At 61.5% G+C, this 17,386-nt stretch carries 14 protein-coding genes; 8 read left to right on the plus strand and 6 right to left on the minus strand.

The features are described from left to right. Positions 1-136 precede the first annotated feature (136 nt). The 7 genes from BS630_RS32420 to BS630_RS32450 all read left to right on the plus strand — a co-directional run bounded on the left by BS630_RS32420 (position 137) and on the right by BS630_RS32450 (position 8,816). Positions 137-793 (plus strand): DUF2291 domain-containing protein, encoded by a 657-nt coding sequence (locus BS630_RS32420; protein ID WP_077980716.1) that lies wholly within the window; start codon positions 137-139, stop codon positions 791-793. Next, positions 790-2,334 carry a sugar ABC transporter ATP-binding protein gene (locus tag BS630_RS32425; protein WP_077980717.1) on the plus strand — a complete coding sequence of 515 codons (1,545 nt, stop codon included), beginning with the start codon at positions 790-792 and terminating at the stop codon, positions 2,332-2,334. Before BS630_RS32420 ends, BS630_RS32425 begins: the two co-directional genes overlap by 4 nt. A gap of 22 nt (positions 2,335-2,356) precedes the next feature. After that, positions 2,357-3,409, plus strand: coding sequence for an ABC transporter permease (locus tag BS630_RS32430; RefSeq protein ID WP_003562489.1), 1,053 nt, complete (start codon positions 2,357-2,359; stop codon positions 3,407-3,409). A 111-nt stretch (positions 3,410-3,520) separates the two neighbouring features. Further along, positions 3,521-4,468 (plus strand): D-ribose ABC transporter substrate-binding protein, encoded by a 948-nt coding sequence (locus BS630_RS32435; RefSeq protein WP_003550839.1) that lies wholly within the window; start codon positions 3,521-3,523, stop codon positions 4,466-4,468. Between the two features lie 149 nt (positions 4,469-4,617). Continuing rightward, a complete protein-coding gene (locus tag BS630_RS32440; protein ID WP_062941572.1) occupies positions 4,618-5,460 on the plus strand; it encodes a DeoR/GlpR family DNA-binding transcription regulator in 843 nt (280 codons plus the stop codon). A gap of 37 nt (positions 5,461-5,497) precedes the next feature. Next, a complete protein-coding gene (locus BS630_RS32445; RefSeq protein ID WP_077980718.1) occupies positions 5,498-7,027 on the plus strand; it encodes an FGGY-family carbohydrate kinase in 1,530 nt (509 codons plus the stop codon). 37 nt (positions 7,028-7,064) lie between these two features. Further along, positions 7,065-8,816, plus strand: coding sequence for a glycerol-3-phosphate dehydrogenase/oxidase (locus BS630_RS32450; RefSeq protein ID WP_077980719.1), 1,752 nt, complete (start codon positions 7,065-7,067; stop codon positions 8,814-8,816). Between the two features lie 7 nt (positions 8,817-8,823). On the opposite strand, the gene fba is transcribed toward BS630_RS32450, so the two are convergent. The 6 genes from fba to BS630_RS32480 all read right to left on the minus strand — a co-directional run bounded on the left by fba (position 8,824) and on the right by BS630_RS32480 (position 15,741). After that, positions 8,824-9,888, minus strand: coding sequence for a class II fructose-bisphosphate aldolase (gene fba / locus BS630_RS32455; protein WP_025397353.1), 1,065 nt, complete (start codon positions 9,886-9,888; stop codon positions 8,824-8,826). Between the two features lie 361 nt (positions 9,889-10,249). Further along, positions 10,250-11,098 carry a sugar phosphate isomerase/epimerase family protein gene (locus BS630_RS32460; RefSeq protein WP_025397352.1) on the minus strand — a complete coding sequence of 283 codons (849 nt, stop codon included), beginning with the start codon at positions 11,096-11,098 and terminating at the stop codon, positions 10,250-10,252. An 11-nt stretch (positions 11,099-11,109) separates the two neighbouring features. Further along, on the minus strand, positions 11,110-12,096 hold the full coding sequence (locus BS630_RS32465; protein ID WP_025397351.1) for an ABC transporter permease: 987 nt from the start codon (positions 12,094-12,096) through the stop codon (positions 11,110-11,112). Beyond that, on the minus strand, positions 12,096-13,124 hold the full coding sequence (locus BS630_RS32470; protein WP_025397350.1) for an ABC transporter permease: 1,029 nt from the start codon (positions 13,122-13,124) through the stop codon (positions 12,096-12,098). Before BS630_RS32470 ends, BS630_RS32465 begins: the two co-directional genes overlap by 1 nt. After that, the gene (locus BS630_RS32475; protein ID WP_077980720.1) at positions 13,117-14,631 is read right to left on the minus strand and encodes a sugar ABC transporter ATP-binding protein; all 1,515 of its coding nucleotides are present in this window, start codon (positions 14,629-14,631) and stop codon (positions 13,117-13,119) included. Before BS630_RS32475 ends, BS630_RS32470 begins: the two co-directional genes overlap by 8 nt. Before the next feature lie 126 nt (positions 14,632-14,757). Further along, positions 14,758-15,741 carry an autoinducer 2 ABC transporter substrate-binding protein gene (locus BS630_RS32480; protein WP_025397348.1) on the minus strand — a complete coding sequence of 328 codons (984 nt, stop codon included), beginning with the start codon at positions 15,739-15,741 and terminating at the stop codon, positions 14,758-14,760. A 244-nt stretch (positions 15,742-15,985) separates the two neighbouring features. On the opposite strand from BS630_RS32480, the gene BS630_RS32485 reads away from it, so the two are divergent. Further along, positions 15,986-17,044 carry a LacI family DNA-binding transcriptional regulator gene (locus tag BS630_RS32485; protein WP_077980721.1) on the plus strand — a complete coding sequence of 353 codons (1,059 nt, stop codon included), beginning with the start codon at positions 15,986-15,988 and terminating at the stop codon, positions 17,042-17,044. The last annotated feature ends 342 nt before the right edge of the window (positions 17,045-17,386 follow it).

Below are 17,386 nucleotides of genomic sequence, written 5' to 3' on the forward strand. Positions count from 1 at the left end.
TTTCGTCCAGAGTTGCGCTCTTGCGGGCGGCCCGCCGGCTTCCGTTCCAGTGCGACGCAGTGCTTCAGCCCGTCTGCGGTCATCATCGCGCTAGCCTTCTTCACCTCGCTATTCCAAGCCCAAAGGCCGAACGGACATGAGTACATCGCCCGATTATCCAGCATCAAAGCCGAGCAGCAGCAATCGCACGCTCCTTGTCAGCGCGGCGTTGACGGCCATCGTCGTTGCAGCGATCGCGTTCGATACGACGGTCGTCAGGATCGGCTCCGAAAACGATGTCCGCCAGCAGGCATTCTCTCCGGAAACCTTCGGCGCCGAGCAGTTCCCGAAGATCAAGGCGAATGTCGAGGAGCGGGCCGTTGCCGCCGCCGATCTCGCGGCCGCCATTGCCGCCGACAAGAAGGCGGCGGCCGAGAAATACGGTACCGCGACGAGCACCGGACCGGTCATCCCCGTCACGCTGACCGGCGTTTTCGGCGCCCGCAAGTCGAACACCAACGAAATGAAGATCGATGGGTTGCCTCCCGAGACGGTGGTCCGTGTCCAGACCGGCCCTGCGGTCAACGGCACGGACCTCCGCGATGCAACCGGCACCATCGAATTCGGCCAGTTTACCAACCAGATCCAGTATCAGGATGCCGGCTCGGCCATCAATAACGAGATGAAGAAGGCGGTTTTCGCGGGCCTGGATGCTGACGCCCTGGACGGAAAGCAGGCGACCGTGGTCGGCGTCTTCAAGCTCATCAACCCGAAGAACTGGCTGGTCACGCCGGTAAAGGTCGAGCTCAAATGAACCAGCCGCAACGCAGCAACGGGGCGAAAGGCGAGGTGGTCCTCGCTGCCCGCAACATAGCAAAATCCTACGGCAGCGTTCACGCCCTCAAGGGAGTGAACTTCGACATCCATCGCGGCCAGGTCACAACGCTGTTCGGGGAGAACGGCGCGGGCAAGTCGACCCTGATGAAGATCCTTTCGGGTGTGGCGCAGCCAAGCTCCGGCGAGATCGTTCTCGACGGCTCACCGATCAGCTTTACCTCGTCGACCCATGCGCGCGAGTGCGGGATCTCCATCATCCATCAGGAGCTCAGCCTGGCCCCCAATCTCAGTGTCCGCGACAATATTTTCATGGGCCGCGAGATCATCAAGGGCGGTGTCGTCGATTTCGCTGAAGAGGAGCGTCAGACCCGGGCGCTGATGGAAGAGCTCGAGGAAGACATCGATCCGCTGACGCGGGTCGAGGATCTTCGCCTCGGCCAGCAGCAGATTGTCGAAATTGCCCGGGCACTCTCCGTCAATTCGCGCATCCTGATCATGGACGAGCCGACCTCGGCGCTGAGCGCGACGGAGGTGGAAGTGCTCTTCAAGGTCATCCACGACCTGACGAGCCGTGGCGTGTCGATCGTCTACATCTCGCATCATCTGGAAGAGGCGCTGCAGATCACCCATCACGCCGTCGTTCTGCGCGACGGAAACATGACGGCCTATGCCGAGCGCAAGGACATCGATCTCGAATGGATCGTCCGCAACATGGTCGGCGAGAATTTCGACCTTGGCAGCCCGCCGCAAGGTCACCCGTTCGGAAACCTCTCGCTTTCCATCGAAAACCTCAGTGTCCCCGGCCCCTCCGGCGCTGCCTATAATGCAGTCGATCGTCTGTCGCTCAAGGTGCGTGCCGGCGAAATCGTCTGCATCTACGGGCTGATGGGCGCGGGGCGCACGGAACTGCTCGAGTGCATTGCCGGACGTCTGCGCGCAAGTGGCGGACAGGTTCTGCTCGAAGGACAGGACGTCAGCGGGCTCAGCATCGCCGGGCGCATTGCCAGCGGTCTCGTGCTCGTGCCCGAAGATCGCCAGCGCGACGGCCTCGTCCAGACGATGACGGTCGGCTCCAATCTGTCGCTTGCGAGTATCCGCGCCTTCACCAAAGGGCTTTTCACCTCCGGCCATCGGGAGCGCGATCTCGTCAATGACGCGATCCGGCGGGTGCATGTGAAAACCGATGGCGGTGCTGCGTCGATCGGCTCGCTCTCCGGCGGCAACCAGCAGAAGGTCGTCATCGGCAAGATGCTGGCAACCCAGCCAAAGGTCATCCTGCTTGATGAGCCAAGCCGCGGCATCGACATCGGCGCCAAGGCGGAAGTTTTCAAATTGCTCGCGGAGCGCGCCAAGCAGGGATTGGCGGTCATCTATTCGACGTCCGAAGTCAATGAATGCCTGAGTATCGCACACCGCATCATCGTCATGCACCGCGGCAGGATATCGGCCGAGTTCGGCTCGGATGTCACCAAGGAAAAGATCATGGCCGCCTCCGGCGAAGCCGTGATCGCGCACTAGCCTGGATTATGGAGCACTGATTATGTCAGTCACGAACGTCACCGAAAAGAAATCAGTTTCCAGCGGGCCGAAGCGCAATACCAATATCGTGCGTCTCATCCTGGAGGGCCGGGCCTTCTTCGCGCTGATCGTCATCATTGCGGTCTTCTCGTTCCTGTCGCCCTATTACTTCACGCTGAACAACTTCCTGATCATGGCGTCGCACGTCGCGATCTTCGGCATTCTGGCGATCGGCATGCTGCTCGTTATCCTCAATGGCGGTATCGATCTGTCGGTCGGCTCGACACTGGGGCTTGCAGGCTGCATCGCCGGTTTCCTGATGCACGGCGTCACGCTCACCTATTTCGGCGTCATCCTCTATCCGCCGGTCTGGGCCGTCGTCGTCATCACATGTGCGCTCGGTGCGCTGGTCGGTGCGGTCAACGGCGTGCTGATCGCCTATCTCAAGGTGCCGGCCTTCGTCGCCTCGCTCGGCGTGCTCTACGTCGCCCGCGGTATCGCGCTCTTGATGACCAACGGCCTGACCTACAACAATCTCGGTGGCCGTCCGGAACTCGGCAATACCGGTTTCGACTGGCTCGGCTTCAACCGGCTCGCAGGCATTCCGATCGGTGTCATCGTGCTTGCGGTTCTCGCCATCATTTGCGGCATCGTGCTGAGCCGCACCGCCTTCGGCCGCTGGCTCTATGCCTCAGGCGGTAACGAGCGAGCCGCCGACCTCTCCGGTGTCCCGGTCAAGCGTGTGAAGATCATCGTCTATGTGCTTTCGGGCGTCTGTGCTGCGATCGCCGGTCTGGTCCTCTCCTCGCAGCTGACTTCAGCCGGTCCGACGGCAGGCACAACCTACGAGCTGACGGCAATCGCAGCCGTGGTCATCGGCGGCGCGGCGCTGACCGGCGGCCGCGGTACGGTTCGCGGCACCATGCTCGGCGCCTTCGTCATCGGCTTCCTTTCGGACGGCCTCGTGATCATCGGCGTCTCGGCCTACTGGCAGACCGTGTTCACCGGCGCTGTGATCGTTCTCGCCGTCCTCATGAACAGCATCCAATACGGCCGCCGGGTCAAATCGTCCTGACGGCTAAGACCGAAACTTATCCACGACGGCAGATTGGAATCCACGAAGCCGATTGCGGAAAGCCCTGCCGGATCCCCGGCAATAACTAAGCTCACGAATGGGAGAGAGACTATGTTTAAGAAAGGCATGCGCATACTTCTGGCCGCCGCGGCTGTAGCACCGCTTCTAGCAAGCTCGGCTTGGGCAGCGGGCATGATGACGATCATCGTCAACGATCCGTCGAATCCCTATTGGTTGACGGAAGGCAATGTCGCCAAGGCTACTGCCGAGAAGCTCGGCTACACCGCCTCGGTCAATGCCCACAAGGGTGACACCAACACCGAAAGCAACCTGATCGATACCGCGATCACCAACAAGTCGGTGGCGATCATCCTCGACCCGGCAAACGCCGACGGTTCCGTCGGTGCGGTCAAGAAGGCCGTTGCTGCCGGCATCCCGGTCATCCTCGTCAACGCCGAAATCAACCAGGAAGGCCTGGCCAAGGCGCAGCTTGTTTCCAACAACGCACAGGGCGCCGCTCTCGGCGCGCAGCAATGGGTCGAAGCGATCGGCGACAAGGGCAACTATGCCGAACTCTTCGGCGCTCCGTCCGACAACAACGCGGCGACGCGGTCGAATGGCTACGAGACTGTCCTTTCGCAGTATCCGGATCTGAAAAAGGTCGCCAAGGAAGTTGCCAACTGGGACCGTACCCAGGGCCACAACAAGATGCAGTCCATGCTGCAAGCCAACCCGGATATCGTCGGCGTCATCTCTGGCAATGACGAAATGGCGCTCGGTGCGATCGCCGCGCTCAAGGAAGCCGGCAAGCTCGCCAATGTGAAGGTCGGCGGCTTCGACGGTTCGCCGGATGCCGTTGCTGCCATCAAGGCGGGCGAACTCCAATACACCGTTCTCCAACCGGTTGCCGTCTTCTCCGAAGAAGCCGTCAAGCAGGCCGACAATCTCATCAAGACGGGTAACACCGGCGCCAAGAGCGAGAAGCAGCTCTTCGATTGCCTGTTGATCACCAAGGACAACATCGACAAGTACACTGGCCCGTTCGTTCTGGCTCAGTAAACAGAAGAGGGCGCTCGCAAGAGCGCCCTCACTTTCATGCTGGAAGCGATGGCCGGCGGTTCAATCACCGGTTGCTCTTCGCCTTTTTGCCTTGGCGCGGCAATCACTGTACGAAGCTGGGATCCACAATTCAGCGACAGGGGTGACCCGTGACACAGAAGACCAGCCGGGACGACGATCTGTTGGACCAACTCACCAGCGACAGCCGGCAGACGCGCCAGATCGCGCGCCGCCGCATGATTGCAGAGGCCGTGATGGGTGAAGGCTCGATGCGGATTGAAGACCTGACCGACCGCTTTGGGATCAGCCTGATGACGGCTCATCGCGACGTCGATGAACTCGTCAGCCGCGGCCTCTTCAGGAAGACGCGCGGCATCGTCACGGCGGCGGCGACCAATCTCATCGAATCCAGCGACGTCTACCGCTCGAACCGTCAGTCGGCCGAAAAGAAGCTGATCGCCGAGGCGGCAATGCAATTCGTCGAACCGGGGCAGGCGATCTTTTTCGATGACTCGACCACGGTTCTCCAGATGGCGGCACATCTGCCGTCGAAGGCGCCGGTCACCGCAATCACCAATTCCCTGACGCTGATGAATGCGCTGACGGGCCTGCACGACGTGACGCTGCTCGCCCTCGGCGGCCAGTATTACAATTGGTGCAATGCCTTCATGGGTCGCATGACCATCAACGAGATCAAGGCTCTCAGGGCCGATGTCGCGTTCATCTCGATGTCGGCGATCAGCGATGGCACGGTGCTGCACCAGTCTCCTGAAACAGTCGATACCAAGCGCGCCATGTTCGACTGTTCCGTAAAACGCATCCTGCTTGCCGATCATACCAAGTTCGAACGGCGTGCGCTCCACAGTTTCGCAGCACTGGATGAATTCGACGTCGTCATCGTCGACGACAAGACCCAGCCGGTGCACATCGACCGCATGCGGTCCAGAGATATCAACGTGGTCATCGCCAAGGGCGCCGGAGGGCGCTCCTGACGGCGCCGGCCCGTTGCTCCTCGTGAGGTAAATCTGAATGCCGACACTGCTCGGGATTGATAGTGGTTTGACAGTCACCAAGGCAGTCATCTTCGATATCGACGGCACGCCGCTTGCAGTCGCCCGACGTCGCGTCACGCAGTTCATTCGGAAGGCACGCCATATCGAGCGCGACATGGATGAATTGTGGAACGCGACGGCCGATGCCATTCGCGAAGCGATTTCCCTCAGCGGACGACCGGCAAGCGACATAGAGGGCATTGCCGCTACCGCGCATGGAGACGGCATCTACCTGCTCGATCACGCCCGGAAGCCGCTTGGCCGGGCCATTCTCTCGCTGGACAGCCGGGCAGGGGCGATCGTCGACCGGTGGACGCAGAGCGATGTCGCCGACCTGGCGATCGAACTGACGGGACAGATCCCGCACGTCTCCGCGCCATCGGCATTGCTTGCCTGGATCCGCGAAATGGAGCCTGAACGCTATAAGCGCATCGGCCATTTCTGCAGCTGCAAGGACTGGCTGCGGTTCTGCCTGACCGGGATCATCGGTACGGACCGCACCGAAGCGAGCACCTCCTTCACCAATGTCAAAACGCAGAACTACAGCGAGGACGCCCTTCGGCTGTTTGGATTGCAGGATCTCGTCCACGCCCTGCCGCCGGCCTCGCGCTCCGACCAGATCGTCGGACGCGTGACCCGTGAAGCCGCGCAACTGACGGGCCTTGCCGAAGGGACGGCTGTCGTTGCCGGTCTGCACGACGTCACGGCCTCGGCGCTCGGGGCAGGGGGCTATGCCAAGGGCGTTGTCGCAGTCATTGCCGGAACCTATTCGATCAACGAAACGCTTTCGTCGGAACCGCGTGTCGACCGGCGCTGGTTCTGCCGTAACGGGATTGCACCCGGCATCTGGAACAGCATGTCGATCTCTCCGGCATCGACGGCCAATTACGACTGGTTTCTGGACACGCTCTGCGCTGCCGAACGGAAGAATGGCGAGGTGCAAGGCAACTCGATCCACGCCCTACTGGCGCCCGAGATCGACGCCGCTTTCGAGCGCCCCTCGACGGCGCTCTTCCATCCCTATCTGTTCGGCTCGCCTTATGGCGCAGCAGCCAGCGCCGGCTTCTTCGGGCTCGGTGGATGGCACGACCGCGGCGATATGCTGCGCGCCGTGCTTGAGGGCATCGCTTTCAATCATCGCATCCATGTCGACGCGCTTCGCGACGGCTTTGCCTTCGATCAGGCGCGGCTCGCCGGTGGCGTCTCGCGCAATCCTGCCGTCGTGCAGATGTTTGCCGATGTGCTTGGCATGCCGGTCACGGTCACCGAGACCGATGAGGCGGCCGCCTGGGGTGCTGCGCTTTGTGCCGGCTCGGGCGCCGGTATCTTTGCCGATCCGCAGAGCGATCCGCGCGACACGGCCTCCATCGCGAAAACTTGCCGGCCGGATGCGGCGCGCAGCGCGGATTATGAAAAGCGTTACCAGGTATTCCGCGACATTGCCGACGCGATGATCCCCCTTTGGCCTAGGATTGCCGCGCTTGCGCCGGAGCAATCGGCAAACTGAAAAGACAAATGCCTGCAGCGGCGGGCGATTGAGGACGATGAGCATGACCCCCGATTTGCAGCAGCGCTTCTCGAATCTCGGCGAGAACGATATCGACGTTTTGATCATCGGGGCGGGCATCAACGGTGCCGGCCTGTTCCGCGACCTCTCGCTACAGGGTGTCAATTGCCTGATCGTCGACAAGGCCGACTTTGCCTCCGGCACGAGCGCCGCACCATCGCGGCTCATTCACGGCGGCCTGAAATATCTGGAAACGGGTGAGTTCGGACTGGTTGCGCAGTCGACGCTTGAGCGCAACCTCCTGCTCAAGAACGCGCCGCATTGCGTCGAGCCGCTGCCGACCTTCATTCCGGTCTTTTCCTGGACACGCGGAATCTGGGCAGCGATCCGGACGCTCTTCGGGTCGAAGACGGCGCCGCGCAGCCGTGGTGCGGTTCTCATCAAGATCGGGCTTCGGCTCTACGACTTCTTCGGTTCGCGCGACCAGGTCATGCCGCGCCACCGGCTGATCCTGAAGAAACAGGCGCGCAAGGAAATGCCGCATATTACGCCTGCCATCGTCGCCGGCGGCATCTATTACGATGCCAAGATCAGCAGGCCGGAGCGGCTCGTCTATGAGCTCGTGCGTGATGGTCTCGACGCGAATGCGGGGAGCCTCGCGGCGAATTTCGCGACACTGGCCGCCGTTTCAGACGGGCGTTTGACCTTCCGGCAGCCTGATGGTCGCGAGTTCGGCGTCGCTCCCAAGCTGGTCGTCAATGCGGCAGGTCCTTGGATCGATCACGTCAACACGTTGCTCGGCGCTCCATCGCACCTGATCGGCGGCACGAAGGGTTCCCACATCCTGCTTGACCATCCCGAATTGGTGCGAAGCCTCAACGGCCACATGATCTATTTCGAGGCCGACGACGGCCGCATCTGCCTGGTCTACGACTATCTCGGGCTGGCGCTGGTCGGCTCGACCGACATTCCCGCGGATGATCCGGACAACGTCTCCTGCGAAGAGCCCGAAACGGAGTATTTCCTCGAAAGCGTCCGCTCGCTGCTGCCGACGCTGCGCTTCGATCACAACCAGATCGTTTACAGCTATAGTGGCATCCGCCCGCTACCTGCATCGGATGCGACCGTACCAGGGCTGATCAGCCGCGATCACTCCGCGCCGGTGAAGGAGCCAGAGGACGGCAGACCTTTTCCGATCATTTCGCTGGTGGGAGGCAAGTGGACGACATTCCGCGGCTTTGCGGAAGAGGTCGCCGACACCATTCTCGCCCGGCTGCAGCGCAGCCGCAGCCAGTCGACGCGCTATCTCGCGATCGGCGGCGGCAAGGCCTTTCCGGCTGAGGCCAAGCAACGTAACGCCTGGATCAGGGATATGGCGTCACGCAGCGGCGTTGTTGCCGAGCGAGCTGACGAACTGCTCGGCCGCTACGGCACGACGGCTGTGGCCCTGCTTTCTTCCCCCTCAAGCTATTCCGACGAACAGCGCCTGACCGGTGCGTCGCGTTACAGTTTCCGGGAGATCGACTGGATCGCCCGGAACGAACTCGCCGTCCACCTGTCGGACATCGTGATGCGCCGCACGACGCTTGCGATCGAGGGCCGGTTGACGCTGGAAGGCCTGCGGGAAATCGCCGGCGTTGTCGGGGCGGCGCTCGATTGGAATGCCGAACGAACGGCAAGCGAAATCGAGGATGTTGTCAGCCAGCTGAGCCGCTTCCACGGCCAAGCACTGACGGGCGGACCTGTCGCCGCCGAGCCGGAAAAGGCACCCCGCCCGGCCTCGGGCTAGCCCAGTTTCAGGAGAAAGCCGGATCGAGTGAACCGGACTTGTAACGCTTCGCCATTTCCGCAACGGGAAGGGGCGTGATGCGGCCCGCCATACCGGCCGTGCCGAACTGTTCGAAGCGCTCCTTGCAGAGCTTGGTCAGCGCCGTCATTGCCGGCTTCAGATATTTGCGCGGGTCGAACTCGCTCGGGTCCTCCTGCAGCACGCGGCGGATTTGACCGGTCATCGCCATTCTGCCATCGGTATCGATGTTGACCTTGCGCACACCGTTCTTGATGCCGCGCTGAATTTCCTCGACCGGCACTCCCCATGTCGGCTTCATCTGACCGCCATATTTGTTGATGATCTCCTGCAGCTCGATCGGGACCGAGGACGAGCCATGCATGACGAGATGCGTGTTCGGGAGCTTGCGGTGAATTTCTTCGATGACGTTCATCGCCAGCACCGAACCGTCCGGCTTGCGGGTGAACTTGTAAGCGCCATGCGATGTGCCCATCGCTATAGCGAGCGCATCGACCTTGGTTTCGCGCACGAACTTCACGGCTTCGTCCGGATCGGTCAGCAGCTGGTCATGCGAAAGCTTGCCCTCGGCGCCGTGGCCGTCCTCGGCCTCGCCCATGCCGGTCTCCAGGGAACCGAGAACGCCGAGTTCGCCTTCCACCGAGATGCCGCCGAAATGCGCCATATCGGTCACCATCTTGGTGACGCCGACATTATAGGCCCAGTCGGCGGGCGTCTTGGCGTCCGCCTTCAGCGAACCATCCATCATCACCGAGGTGAAGCCCGCCTGGATCGCCGTCATGCAATTGGAGGGATCGTTGCCGTGATCGAGATGCACGCAGACAGGAATATGCGGATAGATTTCGACGACGGCATCCATCATGTGCTTCAACATGATGTCATGGGCATAGGCGCGGGCTCCGCGCGACGCCTGCATGATAACCGGCGCATGACACGCGTCGGCGGCTTCCATGATGGCGAGCGCCTGCTCCATATTGTTGATGTTGAAAGCGGGAACGCCGTAGCCTTCCTCCGCAGCATGGTCGAGCAGTTGCCTCAGCGTAATGCGTGCCATCCAAGATTCCCCCATATCGATGGTCGATCGAAACGCCGCCATCTCTTCGAAACTAGAGCCCAGGCGCGAGCCGTTCAAGCGTCTTATTTTAATAGGCAAAATGGCATAGGAGGATGAATGTAACAAGCAATAATAACAATATCACAACGAGTATGATATTTCTCAGCAGTCATTTCGTACCCACAAGCCGAAAGAAATTCCAACATTTGCTGAAGAGATGGGGCGCATGGTCTTGCCGGCGGTGGCGAGAGCTCTTCAGCCGGGCACCCCTGTGGCCGCTGCGGTTGTGACTTATGGACGACCAGCATCAGCCTCGACTTAAGGCTGATGCAACCGAATGGGCGATATCCGGCAACTGGGGTCAGATCAGACCGTATTGTTCCGCCTTATTGCGTAGGAACGGCAGGCCTTTGCCCATGACCTCTTCCATATCGCGTGCAACGGGGCGCCAGACGGCCAGGCCATAGGCGACCTCAACCGGCATGTTGATGAAGCTTTCCATCGCAAGCCCGCCCTTGAATCCGATTGCGGCAAGCGCGGCATAGATCGCATCCCACGGGATGTTGCCGTAGCCCGGCGTGCCGCGGTCGCTTTCGGAAAGATGGATGTACTTTAGGTGATCGCGGGCGATCAGGATGCCGTTTGCCGCACCCTTTTCCTCGATATTCATGTGGTAGGTGTCGAGGTGAACGAAGATGTTGTCGGCGCCGACACGCTCCACCATGTCGACGGCCTGCTGCGCCGAATTGATCAGGTGGTTCTCATAGCGGTTCACGGCCTCGACACCGAGCTGGATGCCGTACTTCCTCGCATGTTTTGCCGCCGCGTCGAGCACTTTGGCGATGTTGTCGTATTCGCCTTGCGTCGGCGGCACGCCGGTACGCTCGCCGATGCCGCCGAAGATGACGCCGGACAGAGCTTCCGCGTTCATTTCCGCAGTCTTTTCGATCGCGACCTTCAGATGCTCGATCGCCGCATCCGGGCGAACGGATGCCCAGGCATGTTCCGGCAGGCCGAGCGAGCAGACGGCGCGCAGCTTGTGCTTTTCGAGCAGGTCGCGGGTGTGTTTGGTATCTACAGCCGGCGCATTGAGCAGCGCGATCTCGATGAAGTCCATTTTGTAATGCACGGCTCCGGCAATCGCCTTCTCGGCGCCTGCGCGATCCCAGTTCATGGTCCACATGCTGGTGTGAACGCCGAAACCTTCCATGGTCGTATCTCCTATTTCACGATTCTGATGAACTTGGCCGAGAGCCATCGCAGCACCATCACGACGATGAGCAGGATGCCCCAGACGGCAGTGGTGAGATGCTGGTTGGCGCCGAGCAGGTTGAGCCCCGAAGAGAGGAGCTGCAGCACGATGAGCGCCACGAAAACGGGCAGGACGCGGCCGAAGCCGCCGAAAGGATTGATGCCGCCGAGAAAGCAGGCGAGCACGGTGATCAGCAGATAGGACTCACCGTGGCCGACGCGCACCGAATTGAAGCGCGCAAGCATGATGATGCCGGCAACCGCCGCCATCACGCCGGAAAGCATGTAGACCAGCACCAGGACCTTGCGGGTGTTGATGCCGGAATAGCGGGCAGACTCGATATTGGAGCCGATCATGTAGGTGGAAAAGCCGAGCTTGGAGCGCGAGAGCAGGATGTGGCTGGCGATCACGCAGGCGATCAGGATCAACAAAGGTACCGGGATGCCGAGGATGCTGCCGTGGCCGATCGGAGCGATGAAGGTGGGGAAGCCCGAAATATCGCCGCCGCGTGTCAGGAACTCGCCGAGGCCGCGCAGGAAGATCATCATCGACAGCGAAACGAGGATCGGATGGGCGCGGGTAAAGGCGATGACCAGGCCCATGACCAGGCCGCTTGCCGCGCCGACGGCGAGCGCCAGAGCCGAGCCGAGCAGGAAGGCGCCCGGGCCGGCATCGATGCCGCCATTGGCCTGCAGCGTCCAGGCGAGCGTCAGGCCGGCGATGTTGGCGGTGAAGGTGATCGCAAGGTTGAGGCCGCCGGTGAGGATCGGCATCAGCATGGCAAGCGTCAGGATGCCAAGCTCGGGAAGCTGAAAGGCGACCGATCCGAAGGTCGCGCTCGTGAGGAAATGCGGCGAGGCGACACCGAAGACGATCAGCACGGCCGCCAGTGCGGCGAGGGGACCGGCCATGTCGGCCCCGAAGATGGCGTTGAAGCGGGCGGCGAGCGCGTTCATCAGCTCTCTCCCCTGTCTGCAGGCCTGTCGCCGGTCAATTTGCGAGTCGCAAATACCGGCACCAGATTGCCGATGCGGGCGCTCGACAAGGTGATCGCAACGAGGATGATCGCGCCGACGATCATCTTGAAGGCGAAGGGCGAGACGCCCATCAGGTTGAGGCCGTTCTGGGTGATCGAGACGAGCAGCACGCCCAGCACGCAACCGAGCACCGAGCCCTTGCCGCCGCCCAGCCGCGCGCCGCCGAGTACCACCGCAGCCAGGACATCGAGCTCGCGGCCATAAAGTGCATTCGGCACGACCTCCTGCGCATAATGCGCCTGCATGAGACCGGCGATGCCTGCCATCAATCCAAGCCAACCGAAGGCGATGAACTGCATGGCGCCGATATTGATGCCGAAGCGGCGCGCCCCTTCCGGATTGTCGCCAAAGGCATAGAGCTGCCGGCCGGTGGTCGTGCGGGTAATGAAGAGCCAGGTGGCGAGCGTGCAGACGGCCATGACGACAACCGGCAAGGTGATCTCAGCCCAGCTCCCATCGGCCATTTCGCGCTCGTAGATGATGACGCGGGTCGTCAGCCAGTCGGGCAGATTGTAGATCGACACGCCCTTGGTGAAGAACATCAGCAGGCCGAAATAGACGTTGAAGGTCGCGATCGTCGCGACGATCGAGATGATCCGGAAGCGGTGGATCAGGAAGGCGTTGATCATCCCGAGCACCATGCCGATACCGGCCGCGATCAGCAGACCGGACACCCAGCCGCCCCCGCCGATCCGCTCAAGCGCCAGTGCAGTGACATATTGCACGATCGAGGCGGCGACGGCGAAGGAGATGTCGATGCCGCCTGATATCAGCACCACGAGCAGGCCGACGGCGAAGATGATATTGACCGCGCTGATGTTGAGCAGGTCGAACCCATTGCCGAGCGTGATGAAGCGGTCGGTCGTAAAAGCCAGGACAATGCTCATCGCGATGATGACGGCAAACAGCACGAATTCCGTCGTATAGGCCAGGAACAGCTTACGCATAAACCGTCGCCTCCAGGTCCTTCAGTGTGGTCGCGCGCGGATCGTACCAGCCGGCCATGTGGCCCTTTTCCATATGGATGATCCGATCGGCGTTGAAATAGACCTCCGGCACCTCGTCCGAGATGAGGATGATCGCAAGCCCCGCCTCGGCAAGGCGCGCTACGATTTCGAAGATGCCGGCGCGGGCGCCGACATCGACGCCCACCGTGGGCGCATCGAGGATCAGCACCTTTGGATCGGTGGCGAGCCATTTGGCAATGGCGACGCGCTGCTGGTTCCCGCCCGAAAGCGTCGAGATCGCATCGTCCTGCCTGCCGATCCTAACGCCGAGATCGGCGATCCAGCGCGCGACGAGCGAACGCTTCTTTTCAGGCGAAATGAGCCGGCCGCTCAGGATGCGGTTGAGCGAGGCCATGACCAGATTGTCGGCGATGGATTGCGGCTGGTTGAGACCGAGCGAAAGGCGGTCTTCGGAGAGATAGGCGACACCTGATGTGATCGCCTCGCGGTTGGAGGCAAAGCGCACCGGCTTTCCCTCCAACACGATCGTTCCGGAGGCGGGCCGGCGCATGCCGAACAGCGTGAGGGCAAGTTCGGTGCGCCCGGAGCCAAGCAGGCCGGTGATCCCGAGCGTCTCGCCACGGCGCAGATCAAAGGAGATGTCCTCGAACTCGCCAGGCCGGGAAAGCTTGCTGACAGAAAGCACGACCGGGTTCTGCGATACGTCGCGGGCGACTACATTCTGGTCGAAGGTGCGCCCGGTCATCAGCTCGGTGATCTTAGACTGGGTCATGCCCTCCACCGGATAGACCCCGACCAGCGCGCCATCGCGCAGCACGGTGATGCGCGAGGAGATTTCCAGCACCTCCGCAAGACGATGGCTGACGAAGACCACGGCAACGCCCGAGGCCGACAGCGTGCGCACGATCGCCAGCAGATGATCGGTCTCCGACTGGGTGAGGGAGGCGGTCGGCTCGTCCATGAAGACGATCCGGGCCTCTCCGACCAGCGCGCGGGCAATGGCGACGATCTGGCGCTGAGCGATGGCGAAATCCTTAAGGGGTCTGTCGACGTCGAGGGTGACGCCGAGGCGGGCGAGTGCTTCCTCGGCTATTCCGCGGATCGCGGCATAATTGACGAAGCGCGGGCGCGAACCGGAAAGGGTCTGGAAGGCGATATTCTCAGCCACGCTCATTTCCGGAAAGAGCGCGAGATCCTGCCAGATGATCTGGATGCCGCGGGACTGGGCCATGCCTGGCGTCATGTGGGATATCGTCTCACCGTCGAAGACGATCTCGGCGCCGTCAGCAGGCCGATAGACGCCGGAGATCACCTTGATCAGCGTGCTCTTGCCGGAGCCATTTTCGCCGGCCAGGCAATGCACTTCGCCGGGCAAGACTTCGAAGGAGACGTCTTTGAGCGCCTTGACACCGCCGAATGTCATGTTGATGCCGCGAAGCGAAAGAAGCGGCGTGGCCTTCACACCATCATCCGTTGCTGTGTTCATGCCGGTTGCCCGTCCAGTCGAATGCCATAAAAGTCAAATGGTCCGGCCATGGCCGGATACCGCTCTCTTTCCCGAACGCCGGGCCGGTCGACATGGACCAGCCCGACACCCGGGGAGGGGGCCTCTTCAGAGGCCCATTGCGGCCAGGTCGTCGACCGTATCCTTGTTGATCGGCAGCAGTTGATCGACGATGATGTCGTTACCAACAGGCTTGATCACGCCGAGACCCGGAATGTCATCACCTTCCTTGACGCTCTCGCCCTTGATCAGGCGATCGGCGAGCGTGACGAAGACTTCGCCGGCCTGTTTCGGATTCCACATGAAGCCGCCCGATATCGCGTCGGCCTTGATCAGCTTCTGGCCCTGACCGGGCGAGAACGGGCCGAGCACGAAGATTTTGCCCGTCTTGCGGCGTTCCTCGATGGCGCGCCCAGCGCCGATCGGACCCTGGCTGCCGAAGGCGAGGAAGCCGGTCAGATCCGGATGCGCGGCAATGAGATCGAGCGCCGTCGAGCGGCTCTTGTCGACGTCTTCCGCCACGCCGTAGCGCTCACCGACGAGCTTCATGTCCGGGTAATTCGCCTTGATATAGGCGATTGCGGCATCCGCCCAGGCGTTGTGCAGCGGCACGGTCAGCGAGCCGACGAAGACGGCATATTCGCCCTTGCCGCCCATTTTCTCGGCGAGCAGCTTGCCATGCGCTTCACCGAAGCCGGTGGCCGATGCGAGCTCGAAATTCCAGTCGGCGCCCTTCTGCGAGGGCGATTCATGCGTAATGACCTTGATGCCGGCGGCCTGCGCCTTGGTCAGCACGGGCTCAAGCACCTTGGCATCGTTCGGAACCACGCCGATGACCTTGACGCCTTGGGCAATCAGATCCTCGATGGCGCGCACCTGCAGCGCCGGGTCGGCGCTGGTCGGGCCAATCATGAAGGCATCGACCCCCAGTTTCTGGCCCTGTTCCTTGATCCCGGCTTCCATCGCGTTGAACCAGGGAATGCCGCCGATCTTGACGACAACGCCGACCTTCGGCGCGTCCTGCGCAAACGCGACCACCGCCCCGGCAAGCGACAGCGATGCGGCAAACGCCGCTACGATAAGGCTCCTCATCCTCACTCCTCCTCAAAGGTCGCTCATACGAACGACGACCACCGGCCGGTTTGCGGCAGGTTGTTCCTGATTGCTTCTTGGCGAGGGAATACCCTTGCCTCCCATCCCGCCTCCTCCGGCGAACCATCTTAGCACAATCGATCTTTCTTTTTTGCACAATCGATGGTGCAATGACTATCGATCAAGGCGGGGCTTTCGTCAAGAGGGGTTTGTTTCTAAGGGAAGCGACAAAGGAAGGCGCGATATGACCAACGTCAGCAGGAAGAAGGCGACCATCTACGATCTCTCGATCCTATCGGGTGCGTCGCCTTCCACCGTGAGCGCCGTGCTGAACGGAAGCTGGCGGAAACGGCGTATCAAAGAGGCGACGGCGCAGCTCATTCAGAATCTGGCAAACGAGCACGGCTATACGGCAAATCTGCAGGCCCGCGGCTTGCGTTCGTCCCGCTCCGGTCTCGTCGGTCTTCTGCTGCCGGTGCACGACAACCGCTATTTCTCCTCGATGGCGCAGTCTTTCGAGGCGCAGGTCAGAAGCCGCGGCCAGTGCCCTCTCGTCGTCAGCGCCTGTCGCGATCCGGAGGAGGAGCGCAAGGTTGTCGAGACGCTGATCTCCTATTCGATCGACGAGCTTTTCATCGCCGGCGCAACCGATCCGGATGGCGTGCACAAGGTTTGCGAAAAGGCTGGGCTGAAGCACGTCAACATCGATCTGCCGGGCACGCTGGCGCCGTCGATCATCAGCGACAATCATGAAGGTGCGCGCATGCTGACACAGGCGATCATCGAACGCGCGCAGGAGGATGGCCCACTTTCACCCGACGATCTGTACCTGTTCGGCGGCCGCAACGACCATGCCAGCCATGAGCGAATTCGCGGCTTTCGCGACGTAAAGCGCGCATTGCTGGGCGCGGATCCGGACGTCTGCATCCAGCCGACCGGCTATTCCCCCGCCATGACGGCGCGCGCCTTCGAAGCCTTCTACGAAGGCCATGGAAAGCTGCCGCGCGCATTCTTCGTCAATTCCTCGATCAACCTCGAAGGGCTGATGCGCTTCCTCGCCCTGCACCCGCATGAGACCTTCGCCGATATCATCGTCGGCTGCTACGACTACGATCCCTTCGGCTCCTTCCTGCCTTTCCCCGTCTTCATGATCCGGCAGGACAGCGAGGCGATGATCACCAAGGGGTTTGCGATCCTCGACGCAGACCGCGGCCCAGCAATTACGCATCTGGTGCAGCCGACCCTCGTGCCCCCACGCACGGCGCTGATCGGCCCGCTCGATGCGCTGAAAGATATCGAGTAATGCATCCTGCCTCGTTTCGCTACGATCAAGGATGGCGGAGGATGCTTGGCGTGCAGCTTGCACCACATAGGCGCGCCTGACGAACACGATGAGCACGCTAAAAAGAGCCCACTACCTCCAGTTCCATAAATAAGGGTTACACATCAGCGGCTTATCCTGAGTAAGGCGTCGCCGGTTCACATCCCTTCAAGAGCACTAAAACGGGCGGGGCCTCGGCTGAGTCGTGCCGATTTACAATGATTGTTTCGAGTCTTTCTCGCAACACCTGAGCGGGAACTGTAATCTTGGACGGATTTGGCTGGATTAGAGCGATTCAGCTGCGGTATCCGTAAGACTGCGAAG

Source organism: Rhizobium laguerreae (genome assembly GCF_002008165.1).
Classification (GTDB): domain Bacteria; phylum Pseudomonadota; class Alphaproteobacteria; order Rhizobiales; family Rhizobiaceae; genus Rhizobium; species Rhizobium laguerreae.